This is a genomic window from Bacillus sp. CIS52, from assembly GCF_053545315.1.
Genome location: NZ_JBIUFR010000003.1, coordinates 236,055 through 255,007, shown reverse-complemented (window position 1 = coordinate 255,007; position 18,953 = coordinate 236,055). Strand labels below are relative to the sequence as shown.

Below are 18,953 nucleotides of genomic sequence, written 5' to 3'. Positions count from 1 at the left end.
GCGATTACAGCACCCGGGTCACGGCAGTTTTCACGTCTTCTAATATCAATTCCGCTGCACGCTGTGCTCCGCCGGCCGCTTTCAGGGATTCTCCGATTTCATCAGCTTTTTTCTGATATTCGGGATTTTCACTCAATTCTTTTATTGCTTCAGTAAGCAATTCCACTGTCACATTTTCTTTTTTAAACATCTTGCCCGCTCCCGTGTTTTCCACTTGGCTTCCGACGGCGAACTGATCTGCGCCCATCGGAATGACGATCATCGGGGTTTTGTAGTAAAGGCCTTCGCTCGTACTGTTCATTCCGCCGTGCGTGATAAATAAGTCCGCTCTCTTTAAAATCTCAAGCTGCGGAACATAAGGCTTTACAATGACATTCTCCGGAATTTCATCCAGTTCAGCCGGGTCAAGATGTTTGCCGATTGACATGACGGCTTTCCCGTTAAAGCTTCTGGCTGCTTTTAAGCATTTATTAAACAATTCTTTCTGGTTGTTAAAAATAGTTCCCATTGAAATAAACAGGACGTTATCCCCTTCAAGCTGTTCAAACGGGAAATCATGGGACGCCTCCCTGTCGGTTATGGACGGACCGACAAAGAGATAAGAATCTCCGAACTCTTCTTCTTTCGGCTGAAACGCTCTTGAAGTAAACACGATGGTTTTTCTGCCGTCATTTGAGAAAATATCATACGGCGTATTAATGTCTGTGCTGAATTCTTCGTTGAGCTGGCTGACCGCTTCGGTATAAGCCGGATAATGGGATGATTCCTCTGATACGAGGTTTATATTTGAGAAGACTTCTTTAATAAATGCTTCATTCATCGCAAATGTCGTACAAAGTGAATATGCCGGCAGTTTCAGCATGTTTCTCACAAGCCTGCCTGCCAGAAAATGATGATCGTATATGATGTAGTCATAGGATTCATCTTTTACATCCTCAAGAATGCGGAGTGCGGCTTTTTTGGAAGTCTCAATCATTAATAGTAAAAACTCTGTAGCGTCCCGCTGTTCATCACCCGTTGCGTTTTTTCCGAATTCATCTTTTCGGAAATCCTCATATTCACGGAATTCCGCTCCGCTTGACACGATTTTATTCTCATATTCCTTCACGCCGTAATATACGACATGTTCCCCTCTTGCCTTCAATTCTTTTACGACGCCTAAAGACGGATTGATATGGCCTTCTCCCGGAAAGCCGATCATCAATACATGTGCCATCTTCCCACTCCCTATTCTTTTAAATTTTATGTATATTTAAACGATAACACCAATACAGAAAAAGGTAAAGATGTTCACCTTATTAATATTAAATGGGTACAATATTCCCATTTTCTTATTATTTCGTATGAAGCGCCCGCGGCGAAACAAGCGGATACAGCCCGCCGTCTTTAGCAAAGGACATTTTCCCCGTTTCTTCTGAAACAACGAGCACGAGCGCATCAGTCACGGCCGAAAGACCCATCGCGGCCCTGTGGCGTGTCCCGTATTTGACGCCGACATTTTTTGTTGTGAGCGGAAGCACATTGGCCGCCGATATAACCCGGTTTTCTCTGACCAATACGGCCCCGTCGTGAAGCGGATTACCGGGGTAAAAAATACTCTCAATTAAAGCTGAACTGATTTCAGCATGCAGACTTGTCCCTTTTTGTATCATTCCGTCCAGCGGATCTGCCCGTTCAATCACAATCAGCGCTCCGTGCTTCTCTTCTGCCAGGTGCTGCACGGCTCTCGCCAGCTCTGTATAAGAAGGCGTGAAATGTTCGATATATGTCTGCAGGTAAAATGACGAAGCGACAGCCTGCATTTCCTGAAACGTATGTCCAAGTTCATCTAGTTCGCAAAGCAGGCATTGATCTTTTTCATCCAATGTCCGCAGTATCATTGCGGCATCCTCCGTAATTTGTTTCAGATACGTTTGGACGGCAGCGGTAAACGCACTTTCCGTCATTTGAGTGTGGCGCATGTCACATCAGCTCCTTTTCCTTATTTTCTGCATCCCGCGCATGGATATGCGCCTCAATGCGCACGATAATCAAGAAAGGAGGCGGGATTTGTATGGAACTCACAAAGCTGCTGCAGTATATCTGCACCTTTTTAGGTGTCATTTCACTTTCATTCATTTATGCCAAAATGTTTAAAAAGCCGAAACCGGATAAAAAAGAGTAGGCCGGGTTTCATTGCTTTTTATACATAAAATGTTATAATTTCTCTCGTTAAAATAAAGAAACGGGGAACCTAACTTGAGAGAAACGAACACGATCGGCCAAAAGGTCAGACAGCTGTTACATATCTTCATTCCGATTTTGATTACACAGGTCGGTCTTTCTTTGATTACCTTTTTGGACACGGTGATGTCAGGGAAAGTGAGCGCCGCGGATTTAGCCGGCGTTGCAATCGGTTCAAGCCTGTGGACACCGGTTTATACGGGACTGGCAGGAATTTTGATGGCCGTTACGCCCGTTGTGTCGCAGCTGTTAGGCGCAGGCAGACAAAAGGAAGCGCCGTTTTCCGTCATTCAGGCCGTTTACGTAGCGGCCATTCTCAGTGCGGCGGTCATCCTTATCGGCTTTTTCACTGTTGATGTGATTTTGGGACATTTGGGCCTGGAACCTCGTGTCCGGACGATCGCCAAACACTTTTTAGGGTTTTTATCCCTTGGCATTTTCCCTTTGTTTGTGTACGCCGTTTTGCGCTCGTTTATCGATGCACTGGGCAAAACGAGAGTCACTATGCTTATTACGCTCTGCTCACTGCCCATCAATTTTGTCTTGAATTATGTGTTTATTTTCGGGAAATTCAACATGCCGGCATTGGGCGGAGTCGGTGCGGGGCTTGCTTCCGCCCTGACTTACTGGTGTATTTGCGCTATCAGCTTTTTTATCGTCTCAAGATTTGAGCCGTTTGCCGGATACTCTGTATTCCGGAAACTGTACCGATTTTCTCCGTCTGAATGCAGAAAGCTTTTGAAAATCGGTTTGCCTATCGGTTTTGCCGTATTTTTTGAAACGAGCATTTTTGCGGCTGTCACACTGCTTATGAGCCATTTCCAGACGGTGACGATTGCAGCCCACCAAGCGGCAATGAATTTTGCTTCCCTCTTGTATATGCTGCCGCTCAGCGTATCCATGGCGCTGACCATATTAGTCGGCTTTGAAGCAGGGGCAAAACGCTACAGGGATGCCCGGTCATACAGCTATATCGGCATTGTGATGGCCCTTTGTTTTGCTTTATGCACGGCTGCTTTCATTTTGCTGTTCAGACCGCAAATCGCCGGAATGTATACATCAGAACCGGACGTGCTTATGTTGACGCAGCACTTTTTAATCTATGCTTTGTTTTTCCAGCTTTCTGATGCCGTGGCAGCTCCGATCCAAGGCGCTCTGAGAGGATATAAGGATGTCAATTATACACTCGGTGCGGCTTTTGTTTCGTATTGGATCATCGGGCTTCCTCTCGGTTATGCAGTCGGCACTTATACGAGCCTCGGGGCATACGGCTACTGGATCGGTTTAATTGCGGGACTCGCCGCAGGAGCTGTCGGATTATTCTTCAGACTGCTCAAGCTGCAAAAGCGTGATGTGAAAAAAATGATGATTTCATAGAGGAGGAACAGAATTGCCAACACATAAACTGCTGTACGATTATTTAACCGAACGGGCGGAGGAAATCAGTCAGACATGGTTTGATACCCTTCATGATACGGATCCTGATTCTGTTTATGCTTCTTCTGACCCGGCGGTAATCACGAATCTGAAAAAACAAAATCTGACGTTTAATTATCAAATCAATCGGATTTTTTCTGAGAAGAAGGAAGTTTATACAGCGGCATTGGAGAAGTGGGCGTTCGAAGCCGCACAGGATAAAGAACATTTAAAAACTCCTATCCATTACATCATTCGCGAGTTTATCAGAGTTCGTGATTTGTATGTCGGCCATGTAAAGCAGTTTACCAAACTGCATTCAGACACCGTCACAGAAGAAGATGCTGAAGATATATTCCATACGCTGATTAAATCATTTGATGTGGTCATTCATATTTTCATAGAAGAGATGTATAAAAACACACACATTCAGCTTGAAGCGCAAAAGGAGTTGATCACCGAGCTGAGTTCGCCTGTCATAGTGCTTTTTGACAATGTCGGACTGCTGCCGCTGATCGGGGATATTGACACGGCAAGAGCCAAAATGATCTTAGAAAATACGCTGCACCAATGTTCAGAGAAACGGATCACGCAGCTGTACATTGATTTATCAGGCGTGGCCATGATTGATACGATGGTTGCCCAACAGCTTTTCACTTTAATTGAATCACTCGGAATGCTCGGCGTGAAAGCGACATTATCCGGAATCCGGCCTGAAATCGCCCAAACCGCGGTGCAGCTCGGCCTGAGTTTTTCAAATTTATCAATACGGTCTTCGCTTGCAGAAGCGATCGCTTCCGATCTGACATAAAAAAAGGATAAGGCTGAAACGCCTTATCCCTTTTTTTATCAGTCTTTCCACGGATATGTCCAATACACTTCTTCTTCAAACCAGGTTTGGAGAACCGGCTCGTTATTTTTTATTTTTTCTTCCAGCTCTCTCAGCATACCTTCTGTTTGAGTGCGGTGCGCTTTTAAGGCATTCATTTTAATATCGGCGACCTCTTTAATATCAAGAATGACATCAGGCTTGCCGACGGCTTCCTCCCTGTTGCGGGTGATGGCCATGCAAAGCGTGCGCGGGCGGTCCTCTTTTTTCTTTCTGTAAAGCGCTCTGATGACCGCTTCGCCGCATGCATCATGATCCGGATGGACGCCGTGTCCCGGATAGAATGTGACAATCAGACTCGGTTTTACATCATCGATAATCTCTTCCATCATATCCGCAAGCCACTCGTCATCTTCAAATTCAAGTGTTTTATCACGAAGCCCAAGCATTCTCAGGTCAGTGATGTCCATTGCTTTACATGCGTCTATCAGCTCTTGCTTTCTTAACAGCGGCAATGTTTCACGGTTTGCGAAAAAGGGATCCCCCATGTTTCTGCCCATTTCTCCAAGCGTTGCGCATGCATACGTAACGGGAATATCTTTTTGTCTGTGTAAAGCAATCAGCCCTGCCACTCCGTATGATTCATCATCAGGGTGAGGCAGGATGACGAGTACGTGTTCTTTCATGATTTTCACCCTTTTCTTTAAACTGTAAACGGCTTTTCGCTGATTTGAAGCGAAATCGCCAATTTTCCGCCCGGCAGATGCCCTGCCATTAACAGACGGTCTTCGTCATCTACTGTATATTCAGTCAGGCCTTCTGCATAAATCCAGCCCTCTTCAGTTTTCAAACCGACGCGGTACGGGCCGTTCCCTTTGATTTTCGCCTGATGGTACGTCACTTTTGCATTGCGTATATAGGCTACAACCGTCATGTTTTTCTCATTCAGATGCGCTGAATAAGAACCGGTCGTTGTTTCCAAATGGATATATACAGGACGATCGGCAAATCGTTCTAAAGAAGTTTGCACATCTTCTTTTATGATCGCTTTCATAGCTGCTCCCCTCTTTCTTCTTTTAAAAATTGCAATCGCTTCGTATGTAGTTCAACCAATTCATATTTCTCAATCGGCTGCAGCCGGGAATCTACAATTCGCTGCACCGCCAGAGCAAATTTTTCCTCGGGCGTCTTTCGGAGCCTCGGATGTGTTCTTTGATCAAGCAGTTCCAGATCAATTGCCTTCTCCGCTTCTTCAAGGGTTGAAGCCGGGAGTGTGCGATTGTTCCACAGCGCCTGATAGGCTTTTACGATGTGTTTATCAGTGCCCATTGTACAGCTCCTTTACATACTCGTAATGATTATACATAATTTAAGCTATCACTGGAAAGCGAAAGGCTTAGCGGCTTTTTAACGGCCGTTTCCATTTTATCTGTGAAAAGGTAAACAAGAGCAATGCTGCCCATATACAAATGAAGGTAAACGCTTTTTGCCCGGAAAACGGCTCATGATATACAAATACGCCGAGCATAAGGGTAATGGTGGGCGATATATATTGCAAAATGCCGACTTGATACAGCGGCAGTCGCTTTGCCCCTTCTGCAAACAGTAACAGCGGCAGGGCTGTAAATACGCCTGCGAAAAAAAGGAGCGCCCATGTTTCTGCACCCAAGGACCCGGAAGTGCTCCCGTCAGCCGCATAACCTAAATAAATAAGAGCAGCCGGAGTAATCAGGAGCGTTTCCAAAGTCAGTCCGATTGTGCTGGACATGCGGGTTCTTTTTTTGCAGAGGCCGTACAGGCCGAAACTGAACGCAAGCAGCAACGCGATATAAGGAACTGCGCCATACTGAAACGCCGATATGATCACGGCCGCTCCGGCAATCGAAACAGCTGCTATTTGCAGTCTGTTCAGCTTTTCTTTAAAAAATAGGATGCCCAAAAGAACGGAAACGAGCGGATTAATATAGTAACCGAGACTTGCTTCAAGCAAAAAGCCGTGGTTAACTGCCCATATGTACACAAACCAATTAATGGATATTAAAACAGAAGCGAAAAAAAGCGCCAGCAGGCCCCCTTCAGATTTTAAAAGACACAGTTCACGCCATCCGGTTTTCCACTTTTTAAGCACAGTTAAAAGCACACACATGAAAACAAACGACCATATAATTCTGTGAGCTAAAATGTCCAATGCGGGTATATGTTCAAGCAGCTTCCAATAGACCGGAAACAGCCCCCACATGGCAAATGAACAAGCGGTATAAATGATCCCTTTTCTTACGGTATTCCCTTGCACGGCCTTCCCCTTCCTTTCTGTAAACAGATTATATTATATCACGGGAAGGTTACGGCGGGCATATACTATGTTGTCCGTTAAGAAAGGGTGAGATGCCGTGTTTGATTGGAACAGATATTTTCCCTTCCAAAATCAGTTCTCTAAAGAAACGTTTAAAAATGCAGATCCGAAAGATGTGGAGACATATGTCAACCGAGTAATGGAAAGTGTATTCGGCGCCGGTTATGCCGGGCAGTTCCCTTTTCGCGACCCGATGTCCCAAAAGGCCGAGCCGGTCGAAGCAGAACCGCCCAAGCCGGAAATTGACCTGTTTGAAACATCCGATCATGTTTTTGCGAAAATTCCCGCTGAGCAGGATGAACTCGACCGGATTAGGATTAAGCATACGTCACACAGCCTCGTGGTAGAGAACAGCAGTCTGGCGGAAGGAAAAAAAGAAATTGTTCTTCCGAGCCTCGTCAAACGGAAAGGAACAAAGGCAGTCTATAAAGACGGGATGATTGAAGTCATGTTTTCAAAACTGGAAGACTACAATTTATCGGAAGTGGAGATTTTAAGATAAAAAAACGGCCCGCGTGATGCAGGCCGTTTTTTCTTTAATAAAATGGCGGGTAACCGCCGACTCCCGGCCCGAAACCGCCATATGGGCCTCCGTATCCGTAACCGGCGAAACCGTACGGATACCGGGGTCTCGTAAAACCTGTGGCAATCACGCCTCCTAGAAGACCGCCTAAAAATCCGCCGAATAAAGGAGCGCCGAACAAAAAAGGACTTCTCACCGGAAATCCGGCAGGTCCGAAATTCCCGCGATACAACGCATGACGAGGGTACATGTTTTTCCTCCTTTATGTCTGCTTATTCTTAAAGGTATTCATAAAGTGCGGAAATTGATTGGGCGATAGATAAAAGTGATGGATGTTGGTTAGTGAGTTGTAATGCGGATTTAAAGGATTAGAGGAAAGTCCTGTTTGCAATGGCGTATATCATAAAACATTTGATATTTGCTCCTGCTGCGGGTTTGAGTTCGGCTACAGTGAGGACCATGATGTAAGATTAGGGTTTATTGTAACGCCTGATCATTTACTTGAAGCGACATTTCAATTGTACCGGAAACAGTGGATTGAAAGAGGGATGAGATTATTTTCTCCAGATGATGTTCCGGCGGAATGTAAAAATGGTCATTCCCTTACATTCGATGCTTTATTGAGGCAATTAAAAGGCTTAAATCTCGATCTGAGCAATTTTGACATCAATGGTTTTGACAAAGATTGACTATTTCATTAAGAAAAGGCTGCCTTGGGCAGCCTTTGTTATTCATGACATGATTCGTCTTTGACAGGCCCCCCGGGCTCGCAAAAACTGTCTGCCCATTTTTGCATTTCCTGAAAAACGGCTTGCAGGGCCATGCCTTTATCAGTCAGCTTATAAATGACTTTGACAGGCGTTTCAGGCAGCACCTGGCGCTCGACGATCTCATTTTGTTCCAGCTCTTTGAGCCGCTCCGCGAGCATTTTTTGGCTGATCGTCGGTATGGTTTCGGTCATATCTTTAAAACGTTTCGGCCCGTCTATCAGTACATGGATAATGAGACCGTTCCAGCGCTTTCCCAAAAGAGAAAAAGCGGATTCCATTTTAGGACACATTGTATATCCCATGTGAGTTCATCCCTTCATCTATGAATTGACAAGTTTTCTGTAATCCATTAAAATTAGTTCTCAAGTTACATTTAGTAAGCTTCTAACTTTTCTATTATAATAACACGTTTATCCGAAGGAGGAAACAAGATGACATCCGTATTAGACGTTTTGAAAGAACGCGCATCCGTTAAAGAATACGATAAAGATGCGGTCATTACAAAAGAGGAATTAACAGAACTTCTGGACATTACAACGCAAGCCCCTTCCGCCTGGAACCTTCAGCATTGGCATTTCCAAGTATTCCACAGTGATGAGGCAAAAGCTGCCCTGCTTCCGCTTGCCTTTAATCAAAAACAGATTATTGAATCTTCAGCTGTCATTGCCGTATTAGGCGACTTAAAAGCAAACGAAAATGGTGAAGACGTTTATGCTGAACTGGCTGAGCAAGGCAATATTACAGAAGAAATCAAACAGACGCTGTTAAGCCAGATTAACGGTGCATACCAAAATGAACAGTTTGCCCGTGATTCAGCATTTTTAAACGCTTCTTTAGCGGCGATGCAGCTGATGATTGCTGCTAAAGCTAAAGGCTATGACACTTGCGCGATCGGCGGATTCAATAAAGAGCAATTCGTGAAGGAATTCGACGTGAGCGAACGTTTCGTTCCCGTCATGCTGATTTCAATCGGTAAAGCCGTTAAGCCTGCGCACAAAAGCAACCGGATCCCTGTATCACAAGTGTCAACTTGGCTGTAAGATGAAAAAAACCCTTAGTCCGCTTAAGCAGACTAAGGGTTTTTTTATAGGAATCGCTCACTGTACCAGGTTCGTGCCTGCTCGGCTTCCTGCTGTGTGAGCTGATGGCCGCCCTCCTGCCAAACAAGAGAAACGGATGCACCAGCAGCAGTCAGATATTGATAAAGCTCCTCCGATTCTTCTTTTGTACAAAGCGGATCCCGCTTCCCTGCACCGATAAAAACAGGCAGCCCTGCCATATCAGGGAGCTTCACTCCGCGAATCGGCACCATCGGATGATGAAGAACCGCCCCTTTCAGTACGTCTTTATAATGAAACAAAAGACTTGCCGCAATGTTGGCGCCGTTTGAATAGCCGGCAGCAATCACGTTTTCTCTGCTGAATCCGTACATTTGCGCCGCTTCATCAATAAAATTCTTTAATTCTTCCGTCCGTTCAATTAAATCTTCCTCGTCAAATACGCCTTCTTTCAGCCGCTTAAAAAAACGGGGCATGCCGTTTTCAAGCACTGATCCTCTGACCCCGAGCAAGCTTGCTTTCGGATCGATAAAACGTCCGAGCGACAGAAGATCGTGTTCATTTCCCCCCGTTCCGTGCAAAAGCAGCAAAACATTTTCTGACGTTCCTTGTTCAAATACATGTTTCATCATCATTCTCCTTTCTCCATTTTGGGAAGAATAGCGGTTATTTGACCGCGGTGCTCTTCCAGCCATTCCGGAAGTTTCAGCTCTGTACCGAGATTTTCAAAGGATTCATCCGTCATAAATCCCGGTTCATCGGTTGCCATTTCAAATAAAATGCCGCCGCTTTCTCTGAAATAGATTGATGTAAAGTAAGATCTGTCAAGAATGTCAGATGAAGCAAGATGAGAATCAGTAAGAATATTCTTCCATTCCGCCTGCTCTTTTTTAGTGGTGCGGAAAGCGACATGATGAACTGTCCCGTAACCGCCGACACCTGCTTCTTTCGGTGCAAGGTCAACATCAATGATATGTCCGATCCGTGCCTTCGATTGCAGTCTGACAATCTGATTTTCTTCCCCTGTCTTTGAATAGCCGAAGCGTTCCATTAGAAATTGAATGGTTGCTTCAGGACGGTACGAGTACAGCAGAACACCCCTCATGCCTGTAATCGCTTCTTTTTCAGTAATGCCCGCAGGAGTCCATTCACTCTGTCCGCTTCTTTCATCTTCCATTATGGCAAGCGGCAGGTCTTCTGTATCATCAAAGAGAAGCACTTGTTCAGAATGCATAGTCTGCTCTTTTACAGGTATGCCGTTTTCTTCAAGCCGGCGCTGCCAAAACGCGAGTGCTCCTTTCGGCACAGAGAAATAAATTCTTCCGGCCTGCCCTTTTCCCACGGTGCCCGGGCGGCTGCCCTGAAAAGGGAAAAATGTAATAATCGTGCCGGGTTCTCCGTTTTGGTTGCCGAAATAAAAATGATATGTGGCCGGGTCATCAAAATTAACGGTTTTTTTAACGAGCCGCAAGCCTAATACTTCAGTATAAAACCGCAGATTTTCAGCAGGATCTTTCGCAAATGCGGTAACATGGTGCAATCCTTGAGTATTCATTGTATTCACTCCTAAATATCTTGACTTCGAGATATTAACCATTCTAATTTACTATGAATGAAGTTGCAACTAAAGTGTTTCGGTTAAAAAAGTAATAGAATTCTTTTTTTTCTGAAAAATATCTTGTGATCTTATCTGACAACTGCTATGATAAGGAGCATTATCAGGTTTCAGGAGGAAAGTAAATGGTCAGAAAAGCACTAATTTTCGTTCTTATTTTAATCCCTTTCAGCCAGCTGGCTCTTTTGTCAGTCGCTAATCGGGTTCATCCGATCATCATCGGGCTGCCGTTTTTTCATTTCTGGCTGCTTTTATGGATCGCAGTCACTCCATTATGTTCGTTTCTTATTTATAGACTGCAGAAGAAACAAGGAGGACTGGACTGATGCCCGCAAATATAACAGCATTGATCATTACAGCCGTCATCGTTTTAACCGTTGTCTGCATCGGCTTTATAGCCGGGAGAGACAAATCATCACGCACTTCTGTTGAAGAATGGTCTGTGGGGGGCAGACGGTTCGGCGGGCTGCTCGTCTGGTTTTTAGTCGGCGCGGACCTCTATACGGCTTATACGTTTTTAGGCTTGACAAGCACCGCCTACACAGGGGGAAGCGTAGCTTTTTTTGCAATTCCGTATTCTGTTTTGGCGTATTTTATTGCTTATTTCTTTCTGCCGAAGCTGTGGAAAGTGGCAAAAATCCATAAATTAACGACGCTTGCCGATTACGCCCGTGAGCGCTTTGACAGTAAGCTTTTGGCCAGTCTTGTCGCCATTGTCGGCGTTCTTATGCTCATTCCTTATATCTGTCTCCAGCTGAGCGGCATTCAGGATACGCTTCAGGTGGCCGGAACGGGTGTCATTAATGTTAATATGGTCGTTATCATCTCCTTTATTCTTGTAGCGCTGTATACCTTTTTCAGCGGAATTAAAGGACCGACGTTTACGGCAATTATTAAAGACATTCTGGTGTGGGTGATTATGCTGTTTATGGTCGTGTCGCTCCCGCTGATCCATTTTCACGGGTGGACGCCGATGATTCACACCTTGGCGGAAAAAGCGCCGCAAATGCTGACGATCCCAGACTCGGGGCCGAAAGGAATTCCTTGGTTTATCACCGCTTCCATCGTATCTGCCTTGGCGCTCTTTATGTGGGCGCATGCGGCAACTGGTGTATTCACGGCTAAAAGCGCGGATGCCGTCCGCAAAAACAGCATGTTTCTTCCGCTTTATAATATTGTTTTGATTCTTGTTATTTTTCTCGGCTTTATCGCATTTCTTGTCCTGCCGGAAGATACTAATCCGCGGCTCGCTTTATTGAAGCTGATTCAAACGTCATACGGCGGGGTCGCCCAAGGCTTTGCTTATTCCACGATCGCTCTTGCGTCTTTGATTCCCTGCTCTATTATGGCGATCGGAGCATCAAACTTATTTGCGAATAACTTATATCGGGATTTGATTCACCCGAATGTGTCACCAAACAAGCTGACGATGATCACCCGTTCAATGGTATTTGTCGTCATCGGGCTCGCGCTTTTATTCGGCATGCTGTTCCCGACTGCGCTCGTTACGCTTCAGCTTCTCGGCGTTTCCGGCATGGTGCAGATCTTTCCGGCGATCGCCGTCAGTCTGTTTTGGAAGAATCAAACGAAAGAAGCGACAATTATCGGCCTTCTCGTCGGTCTTATCGTGACATTCACCGTAAATATCACCCAATCCGCCCACGGTATATATGAAGGCTTTTGGGGTTTGACCGCTAACATGGCAGCCGTTATTATCCTTAACCCGTTTTTTGTAAAAAAAGCGGCTTCAAACGCCGTCAAAGACGGTTTATTCAAAAAAACGCCCTCTGATAAACTGAATCAAAAAGGCACTTAACAAAAAAAGCCGGCACATTGATGTGCCGGCTTTTTTACTTTTTGTGCTGCCATTTGTAGGTGGCGACGGTTTTTGCCGGGATGACGGCTTCGAACTGCCGGTTCCCTGAAACAATGTGGAATTTTTGGTCAGCGGATGACTGGTTGATGACGACTGTCACAATAGATTGATCTGGATTAAGGAACGAGACATTCGTGACGGTGTTTTTGGAGCCGTAATTACTTTCTATCCGTTTGGCTCCGCGCTCGACAAATTTTGAAAAATTGCCCGTCATATGATAGATCGGGATATTCCAATAGCGGTCAGGGTTTTTAGCATCCTGAATAAACAGCGTCGGGTCCGGGGTGCCTATCCAATGGTGCGTCTTGATTTGACTGTCGAGCATCGTCACCCACGCATTGTAGCTGGACGCGCCATTGCGGAAATACTGCGCGATCCGGTCCGCCCCTGCCGTCCCCCAGACGGACCGCTCCGTTAAGTGAATGGATTTATCGGGGTACCTTCTTCCGATTTCCGACATAACGGAAAGGTCTCCGTCATAATCATGGAAAGCAATGCCGTCTGCCGCCTGATTTCCTTTTTTATCATCTAAAATCGGCGGAATATAGTTCCACGCCCCGCTTGCATTGTGATCATAAATCCAAATTTTCGTGTCAATTACGTGTTTTTTCAATTCTTTTTTCACGGCTATCGCCAGTTTGCGCTGCTGAGACGGCGGCATGTACATGCTCGGATAGTCGATTTCCAGCAAAGGTTCATTTTGAAGGGTCATCGCATAAATCGGGATTCCCTGCTTTTCGTATGCTTCAATAAATTTGCGGAAGTAAACGGCCAGCTCACCAATATATTGATCTTTCAGCTTTCCCCTTTTGAGGTTTTCATTCGTTTTCATCCATGCCGGCGGGCTCCACGGTGAGGCAATGATTTTCAGCTTCGGATTGATCGCCAGCGCTTCTTTGATTGTTGATGTAATGTGTAAATCAATATCCTTTTGAATCGAGAAATTTTTGAGTTGTGGATCTTTTTGGCCCTCAGGCATATCGTCATATGTGTAAAATTCCTGTGCCGTAAAATCTGATGTCCCTATCGTTATGCGCATGACGTCCATGCCGATGCCTTCATTGGGATCAACCAGTTTTTTTAACACTTCTTTTCTTTTTCCGGGAGACATTTTCGATAAATTATGGATGGTCGATTCTTCCAAAGATGATCCTATGCCTAACACACTTTGATAACGGTGCGATGGATCAATATACACGGCAGCGGAGTCAGAAGGCTTCTTTTTTGTCAATGTCAGGGGTGTTTGTTCGTCTAAGGCATAATTCACTTCTAGCGGCCCGTCATACCACGTACGGGAAGCCGGATCTTTTTCCGAGCTGTACCACACCCTGACTTTATTTTTGTCCGGAGCATTCCGATCAGCCGCATGTGCTTCGGTTTCCAAGCTGCTTGAAAATAGAAAGGAAAGCAAAAGAAAAACAACCGTAATGGACAGACCTTTTTTAAAAAACATTATCATCATTCCCTTCCTGGTTTATGAATGCGCTTTCAAATATACTGATAAACAGAAGGCTTCACACAGTTTGTGAAGCCTTCTCTTTTAACATACACCTTTAGAATACATATGAGCCGTTTGTTTCAATCACTTTTTTATACCATTCAAATGAGTCTTTCTTGAATCGCTTCATTGACCCATTGCCTTCATTATCCCGATCAACATAAATCATACCGTAGCGTTTTTTCATTTCACCGGTTGTAAATGATACGATATCGATAATTCCCCATGGTGTATACCCCATTACATCCACACCATCATATGTGACCGCTTTTTCCAAAGCTTTTATATGTGACGCTAAATATTCAATTCTCGCTGTGTCATGGATTGAACCGTCCTCTTCTAACGTGTCAATAGCGCCGAATCCGTTTTCCACGATAAATAACGGAATCTGATAGCGGTCGTATAAGCGGTTTAATGTGTACCGTAAACCGGTCGGGTCAATCGCCCAGCCCCAATCACTCGCTGTAATATAGGGATTTTCCACACCGTTTGGCAATCCTCCGTTTACGACATCCCCGGTATTATCGTTTATCACGTCACTTTTTACGGTAGTGGACATGTAATAACTGAATCCGAGATAATCCACCCTGCCGTTTTTCAAAATCTCTTCATCACCGTCTTCAAAGCGAATCCGGTAGCCCTCTCTTTCAAACTCTTTTAATGCATAACTCGGATAATATCCGCGAACCTGCACATCCGGGAAGAAAAAGCGCTGCCTCATCGTTTCCTCAGCCAGCATCACATCTTCCGGATTGGATGAGTAAGGATAAATCGGGACATGTGATACCATCGCTCCGATCCTGAAATCGGGGTTGATTTCCTTTCCCTTTGAAACAGCCAATGCACTTGCCAGCAATTCGTGGTGGCCGGCCTGGTACATGACTTCTTTTGCGTTTTCGTTTTCTTTGACGGCGACACCTGAGTTCGTCCATAAAAAGATCGGATTATTCACATCCATCTTGTTGTTGATTTCGTTAAACGTCATCCAATACTTCACTTTATGTTTATAGCGTTCAAAACACACTTCAGCGAACTTTACAAAAAAGCCGATTGTTTTTCTGCTTCTGAAACCCCCGTATTCCCTCGCCAAATGCAGCGGCATCTCAAAATGCGACAACGTAATCACCGGTTCAATCCCATACTTCAGCAATTCATCAAACACCCGGTCGTAAAAAGCCAATCCTTCCTCGTTAGGCTCCGTTTCATCACCTTTAGGAAAAATTCTGCTCCAGCCGATAGAGGTTCTTAAACATTTCAGTCCCAGCTCGCTGAATAATGCGATGTCCTCTTTATAACGATGATAAAAATCTATGGCTTCATGATTCGGGTAAAATTCCCGCTCTTCAATTGTTTCAGTTATTTTCCGGGGCACACCATGCGCGCCCGCCGTCATAACGTCCACTACACTCGGCCCTTTACCGCCTTTGTTCCAGCCCCCTTCAAATTGATGGGCGGCTAGAGCGCCTCCCCATAAAAAGTCTTTTGGCAATGTTCCCATCATTCATGTCCTCCTTTTTTGACCGCCGCTTGTTACGCCGAATAGATCCGCTTTGCAAGATTGGAAGAATGCTTTGCATTTACATGAAAAGTCAGTTTTCTCATTATACATTAACATTATAATTGTACCGGTACAATTTATCAATGCATAAACAATCATATTTATTTCACAAAATGGCTTTTCAAAACGATTATGCTATAATTCTGAAAGAAGCGGGACAATAAATGAATGAGGAATGTATATGTTAAAATACCAGCAAATCGCGATGGATATTGAAAAATACATAGAAGAGCATCAGCTTCAGCAAGGGGATAAACTTCCTGTGCTGCAAACCTTAATGACCCAGTTTAACGTGAGCAAAAGCACGATCACAAAGTCCTTGGATCTATTAGAAAAAAAGGGAATTGTGTTTCAAGTCAGAGGAAGCGGCATTTTTGTCAGGCGGAATAAAAGAAAAGGGTATATCAGCCTGCTTTCTAATCAGGGATTTAAAGAATCGCTTGAAGATTTTAATGTCACCTCCAAATTATTGGCGCTGGAAGTGAGAAAGCCCACACCTGAGGCTGCGCAAAATCTGAATATGCCGTCTGACGGCGAGGTGTATTATGTCAAACGTATCCGGTATATTGACGGGAAGACATTATGTATCGAGGAATCATTTTATAACAAATCGATTATTCCGTATTTGAATAAAGAGATCGTATCAGAATCAATATTTGATTATATTAGGGAAGGTCTCGGATTGAAGCGCGGTTTTTCGGATCTATATTTGTATGCGGGGATGTTAAATGAAGAAGAAGCGGAGTACTTAGGACTGTTTACAGGAGCGCCTAAACTTTGCGTTGAAACGATTTTTCATTTAACCAACGGCCAGCCGTTCGACTTTTCAAAAGTCACCTATCACTATGAACAATCGCAGTTTTTCATTCAGGCGAACAGCTACCTTTTTGAACAGGAAACGACGTAAGCAGGATTGCAAACAGAAAACACCCAATGCGTGACAGACGCACTGGGTGTTTTTTTACTTCTTCATGTTCTGATTTAATGTTTCAACGGCTTTTTTCATTTGTGTATCGTTGTCTGAAAGCTGTTTTTGCAGATCTGTCATCAATTTTGCCGTTGTGTCTCCTGTTAAAATGCCTGTTTCTTTCAGTTTCTCTTTTGCCTGAAATTGTTTGACGGCCTGTTCAAATGCTTTGTCATATGTGCCGTTTACATTCACGCTGTATCCCAGCGCTTTCAGCATTTTTTGCGCATTGGTGACGTCCGTTCCGGAATCCCCGTATTTGTACGTTTTTTTCGCATCTAAAAACGGCAGGTTCGCATAATCAGGCAGCTTAACCTGATATTGCGGTTTGATGCCTTTTTTATGAATCCATTCTCCGTCCGCTGTCAGCCATTTTGCGATTGTCAGTTTAACGGTTGAACCGTCGCTGTAATCCTTTGCCGTCTGAACGGTCCCTTTTCCGAACGTTTTCTCTCCGATCAGCGGAATGCCCGATGATTCATGCAGCGCAGCTGACATGATTTCCGCTGCGCTCGCGGTGCCGTCATTGACGAGGACGACTGTCGGTTTTGTCACTTTTCGCTCTTTCGTTGCTTTCATGACCTCTTTCGTGCCGTCTTTGTATTCGACCTGCATAATATTTTTCCCTTTATCGATAAACATGTTGCTCATTTTGATGGCTTCATCCATCAGGCCGCCCGGGTTGCCTCTTAAATCCAGAATGTATCCTTTCGCTCCTTGTTTTTCGAGTTTGTCAATGGCTGAATTCAGCTCTTTTGCCGTCGATTCGGAGAAAGACGTGATTTGGATTTCGCCGATGTCTCCTTTTTTCATTTCAGAGTACACCGTTTCAACCGGAATGGTGTCACGTTTGATCGACAGGTTCAGATCGCCGACACCCGCTCTGTGCAGCACAAGCTTGACGCTTGTCCCTTTTTTGCCGCGGATTAACGCGACGGCTTCGTTTACATTCAGGCCTTTGACGCTTTTGCCGTCAACCTTCAAGATCTGATCATTCGGTTTAATCCCCGCTTTTTCCGCAGGAGATCCTTTGATCGGCGATACGATCAGAATGCTGCCGTCCTTTTCTTCCACTTGTGCGCCGATACCTTCAAACGAAGCGGAAATTGTTTCTTCAAATGACTTTCCTTCCTGAGGGTCCATATAAGAAGAATACGGATCATCCAGGGAACTGATCATGCCTTTTATCGCTCCGTCTACTAATTTGCTGTCATCTGTTTTTTGATAGTAATCACTTTTAATCTGCTCATAGGCTTTATTGAATTTCTCAAATTTGCTGTTCGTCAAAGCAGCCGAGCCTTGTCCGAAAATGGTCGTATTGCCCGTAATAAACAGCGTAAGCGCCGAGGCTGCGACCGCAGTGATCAATATGATAAAAAACAGTTTAAATTGCCGCTTCAAGAAAACACCACCTTTTTATTCTTACATTATTATCATAGACGAACGCTCATTCGTCAACTTCAAACGTGAGGCGCCCTTCTTTCCCGTTTACCCAAACCTATGCTTTTCTCCCAACATATGCTGAGGAAGAAAGGAGGATTCGGACTTTGAGCAAATATTTAGAAATGCTGTCCTTATTCGGAGTCGGAGGGGCTCACCCCGGCGGACTCGCTTTTTCTAAAGCCGTTCTCGCAAAAGCGGCTCCTCCTCCTGGCGAGCCGATCCTTGACGCCGGCTGCGGAACGGGACAGACGGCCGCTTATCTCAGCCACCTGCTGTATCCCGTCACCTGTGTTGATAAGGATCCCCTTATGCTTGAAAAGGCAGCAAAGCGATTTGCCGCTGAAGGCTTAACCATTCAAAGCTATTTGGCGGAGCTTGAGCGGCTTCCGTTTACTGAAAATCAGTTTTCTGCCGTTCTCTCTGAATCAGTTCTCACCTTTTCAAAGCTTGATTCATCGCTGTCTGAAATACTGCGGGTCCTTAAACCCGGGGGCATGCTGATTGGCATTGAGGCAGCTTTGAAAAAACCCCTGCCGGAAAACGCTGTCACGCAGTTAAAAGATTTCTACGGTTTTACCGTATTGCAGGATGAAGCGGCATGGAAGCAGAGATTGCTTCAGCAAGGCTTTCAAAAAGCGGATTTCATTCCCGCTTTCTATGAAAACAATGCGCAGGAACCGACTACAGAAATGGATTTATCGCCCGTTATCCAGCCGATTCACTACGATACGCTGACGGCTCATTACGAACTTATGCAGAAGTACGGTGAATATATGGGACACTGCGCTTTTGTCGCTTACAAGTAAAACGGCGATTGTCCTCCT

General features: G+C 44.9%; 21 protein-coding genes and 1 pseudogene. 9 read left to right on the top strand and 13 right to left on the bottom strand.

What is annotated here, in order from left to right; all coding sequences use genetic code 11:
* Window positions 1–4 precede the first annotated feature (4 nt).
* Window positions 5–1,216, bottom strand: a complete 1,212-nt coding sequence (locus ACH32G_RS14210; protein WP_415305320.1) for a macrolide family glycosyltransferase — start codon at window positions 1,214–1,216, stop codon at window positions 5–7.
* A gap of 118 nt (window positions 1,217–1,334) precedes the next feature.
* Complete coding sequence (gene cdaS, locus ACH32G_RS14205; protein ID WP_016936614.1) at window positions 1,335–1,961, bottom strand: sporulation-specific diadenylate cyclase CdaS; 627 nt, start codon at window positions 1,959–1,961, stop codon at window positions 1,335–1,337.
* A gap of 277 nt (window positions 1,962–2,238) precedes the next feature.
* On the opposite strand from cdaS, the gene ACH32G_RS14200 reads away from it, so the two are divergent.
* Together ACH32G_RS14200 and ACH32G_RS14195 are read left to right on the top strand one after the other, a co-directional pair.
* Complete coding sequence (locus tag ACH32G_RS14200; RefSeq protein WP_095241679.1) at window positions 2,239–3,600, top strand: MATE family efflux transporter; 1,362 nt, start codon at window positions 2,239–2,241, stop codon at window positions 3,598–3,600.
* 13 nt (window positions 3,601–3,613) lie between these two features.
* The gene (locus tag ACH32G_RS14195; RefSeq protein ID WP_016936617.1) at window positions 3,614–4,450 is read left to right on the top strand and encodes an STAS domain-containing protein; all 837 of its coding nucleotides are present in this window, start codon (window positions 3,614–3,616) and stop codon (window positions 4,448–4,450) included.
* 38 nt (window positions 4,451–4,488) lie between these two features.
* Here ACH32G_RS14195 and bshB2 read toward each other — a convergent pair whose 3' ends face one another.
* From bshB2 to rarD, 4 genes are all read right to left on the bottom strand, one after another.
* Window positions 4,489–5,154, bottom strand: coding sequence for a bacillithiol biosynthesis deacetylase BshB2 (gene bshB2 / locus ACH32G_RS14190; RefSeq protein WP_015417637.1), 666 nt, complete (start codon window positions 5,152–5,154; stop codon window positions 4,489–4,491).
* 17 nt (window positions 5,155–5,171) lie between these two features.
* Complete coding sequence (locus ACH32G_RS14185; protein WP_016936618.1) at window positions 5,172–5,522, bottom strand: YojF family protein; 351 nt, start codon at window positions 5,520–5,522, stop codon at window positions 5,172–5,174.
* Window positions 5,519–5,797 carry a hypothetical protein gene (locus ACH32G_RS14180; RefSeq protein WP_049628634.1) on the bottom strand — a complete coding sequence of 93 codons (279 nt, stop codon included), beginning with the start codon at window positions 5,795–5,797 and terminating at the stop codon, window positions 5,519–5,521. Before ACH32G_RS14180 ends, ACH32G_RS14185 begins: the two co-directional genes overlap by 4 nt.
* A 67-nt stretch (window positions 5,798–5,864) precedes the next feature.
* Complete coding sequence (rarD, locus tag ACH32G_RS14175; RefSeq protein WP_095241680.1) at window positions 5,865–6,761, bottom strand: EamA family transporter RarD; 897 nt, start codon at window positions 6,759–6,761, stop codon at window positions 5,865–5,867.
* 97 nt (window positions 6,762–6,858) lie between these two features.
* Here rarD and ACH32G_RS14170 point away from each other — a divergent pair, with 97 nt between their 5' ends.
* On the top strand, window positions 6,859–7,323 hold the full coding sequence (locus ACH32G_RS14170; RefSeq protein WP_016936621.1) for a hypothetical protein: 465 nt from the start codon (window positions 6,859–6,861) through the stop codon (window positions 7,321–7,323).
* Between the two features lie 34 nt (window positions 7,324–7,357).
* Here ACH32G_RS14170 and ACH32G_RS14165 read toward each other — a convergent pair whose 3' ends face one another.
* On the bottom strand, window positions 7,358–7,594 hold the full coding sequence (locus tag ACH32G_RS14165; protein ID WP_049628635.1) for a hypothetical protein: 237 nt from the start codon (window positions 7,592–7,594) through the stop codon (window positions 7,358–7,360).
* 103 nt (window positions 7,595–7,697) lie between these two features.
* On the opposite strand from ACH32G_RS14165, the pseudogene ACH32G_RS14160 reads away from it, so the two are divergent.
* A pseudogene (locus tag ACH32G_RS14160) lies at window positions 7,698–8,033 on the top strand (hypothetical protein); the annotation flags it as partial.
* A 38-nt stretch (window positions 8,034–8,071) separates the two neighbouring features.
* Here the strand turns inward: ACH32G_RS14160 and ACH32G_RS14155 are convergent.
* The gene (locus ACH32G_RS14155; RefSeq protein ID WP_016936623.1) at window positions 8,072–8,416 is read right to left on the bottom strand and encodes a winged helix-turn-helix transcriptional regulator; all 345 of its coding nucleotides are present in this window, start codon (window positions 8,414–8,416) and stop codon (window positions 8,072–8,074) included.
* Between the two features lie 129 nt (window positions 8,417–8,545).
* Between ACH32G_RS14155 and ACH32G_RS14150 the strand changes: the two genes are divergently transcribed.
* The gene (locus tag ACH32G_RS14150; protein ID WP_448814468.1) at window positions 8,546–9,154 is read left to right on the top strand and encodes a nitroreductase family protein; all 609 of its coding nucleotides are present in this window, start codon (window positions 8,546–8,548) and stop codon (window positions 9,152–9,154) included.
* 44 nt (window positions 9,155–9,198) lie between these two features.
* Here the strand turns inward: ACH32G_RS14150 and ACH32G_RS14145 are convergent, their stop codons facing one another.
* Window positions 9,199–9,801, bottom strand: a complete 603-nt coding sequence (locus tag ACH32G_RS14145) for an alpha/beta hydrolase (protein WP_049628636.1) — start codon at window positions 9,799–9,801, stop codon at window positions 9,199–9,201.
* A 2-nt stretch (window positions 9,802–9,803) separates the two neighbouring features.
* Complete coding sequence (locus ACH32G_RS14140; protein WP_448814467.1) at window positions 9,804–10,727, bottom strand: ring-cleaving dioxygenase; 924 nt, start codon at window positions 10,725–10,727, stop codon at window positions 9,804–9,806.
* 185 nt (window positions 10,728–10,912) lie between these two features.
* Here ACH32G_RS14140 and ACH32G_RS14135 point away from each other — a divergent pair, with 185 nt between their 5' ends.
* Both ACH32G_RS14135 and ACH32G_RS14130 read left to right on the top strand, forming a co-directional pair.
* Window positions 10,913–11,113: a DUF3311 domain-containing protein gene (locus tag ACH32G_RS14135; protein ID WP_003153716.1), complete on the top strand. Its 201-nt coding sequence runs from the start codon at window positions 10,913–10,915 to the stop codon at window positions 11,111–11,113.
* Window positions 11,113–12,603: a sodium:solute symporter family protein gene (locus ACH32G_RS14130; RefSeq protein ID WP_448814466.1), complete on the top strand. Its 1,491-nt coding sequence runs from the start codon at window positions 11,113–11,115 to the stop codon at window positions 12,601–12,603. Before ACH32G_RS14135 ends, ACH32G_RS14130 begins: the two co-directional genes overlap by 1 nt.
* A 34-nt stretch (window positions 12,604–12,637) precedes the next feature.
* Here ACH32G_RS14130 and ACH32G_RS14125 read toward each other — a convergent pair whose 3' ends face one another.
* Both ACH32G_RS14125 and bglA read right to left on the bottom strand, forming a co-directional pair.
* The gene (locus ACH32G_RS14125; protein WP_448814465.1) at window positions 12,638–14,116 is read right to left on the bottom strand and encodes a glycoside hydrolase family 30 protein; all 1,479 of its coding nucleotides are present in this window, start codon (window positions 14,114–14,116) and stop codon (window positions 12,638–12,640) included.
* Between the two features lie 100 nt (window positions 14,117–14,216).
* Window positions 14,217–15,659 carry a 6-phospho-beta-glucosidase BglA gene (gene bglA / locus ACH32G_RS14120; RefSeq protein ID WP_448814464.1) on the bottom strand — a complete coding sequence of 481 codons (1,443 nt, stop codon included), beginning with the start codon at window positions 15,657–15,659 and terminating at the stop codon, window positions 14,217–14,219.
* Window positions 15,660–15,900: 241 nt separating this feature from the next.
* Between bglA and ACH32G_RS14115 the strand changes: the two genes are divergently transcribed.
* Window positions 15,901–16,626 (top strand): GntR family transcriptional regulator, encoded by a 726-nt coding sequence (locus ACH32G_RS14115; RefSeq protein WP_016936631.1) that lies wholly within the window; start codon window positions 15,901–15,903, stop codon window positions 16,624–16,626.
* 54 nt (window positions 16,627–16,680) lie between these two features.
* On the opposite strand, the gene ctpA is transcribed toward ACH32G_RS14115, so the two are convergent.
* Window positions 16,681–18,087, bottom strand: coding sequence for a carboxy-terminal processing protease CtpA (ctpA, locus tag ACH32G_RS14110; protein WP_047474598.1), 1,407 nt, complete (start codon window positions 18,085–18,087; stop codon window positions 16,681–16,683).
* A gap of 146 nt (window positions 18,088–18,233) precedes the next feature.
* Between ctpA and ACH32G_RS14105 the strand changes: the two genes are divergently transcribed.
* Window positions 18,234–18,935, top strand: coding sequence for a class I SAM-dependent methyltransferase (locus ACH32G_RS14105; protein ID WP_366970904.1), 702 nt, complete (start codon window positions 18,234–18,236; stop codon window positions 18,933–18,935).
* The last annotated feature ends 18 nt before the right edge of the window (window positions 18,936–18,953 follow it).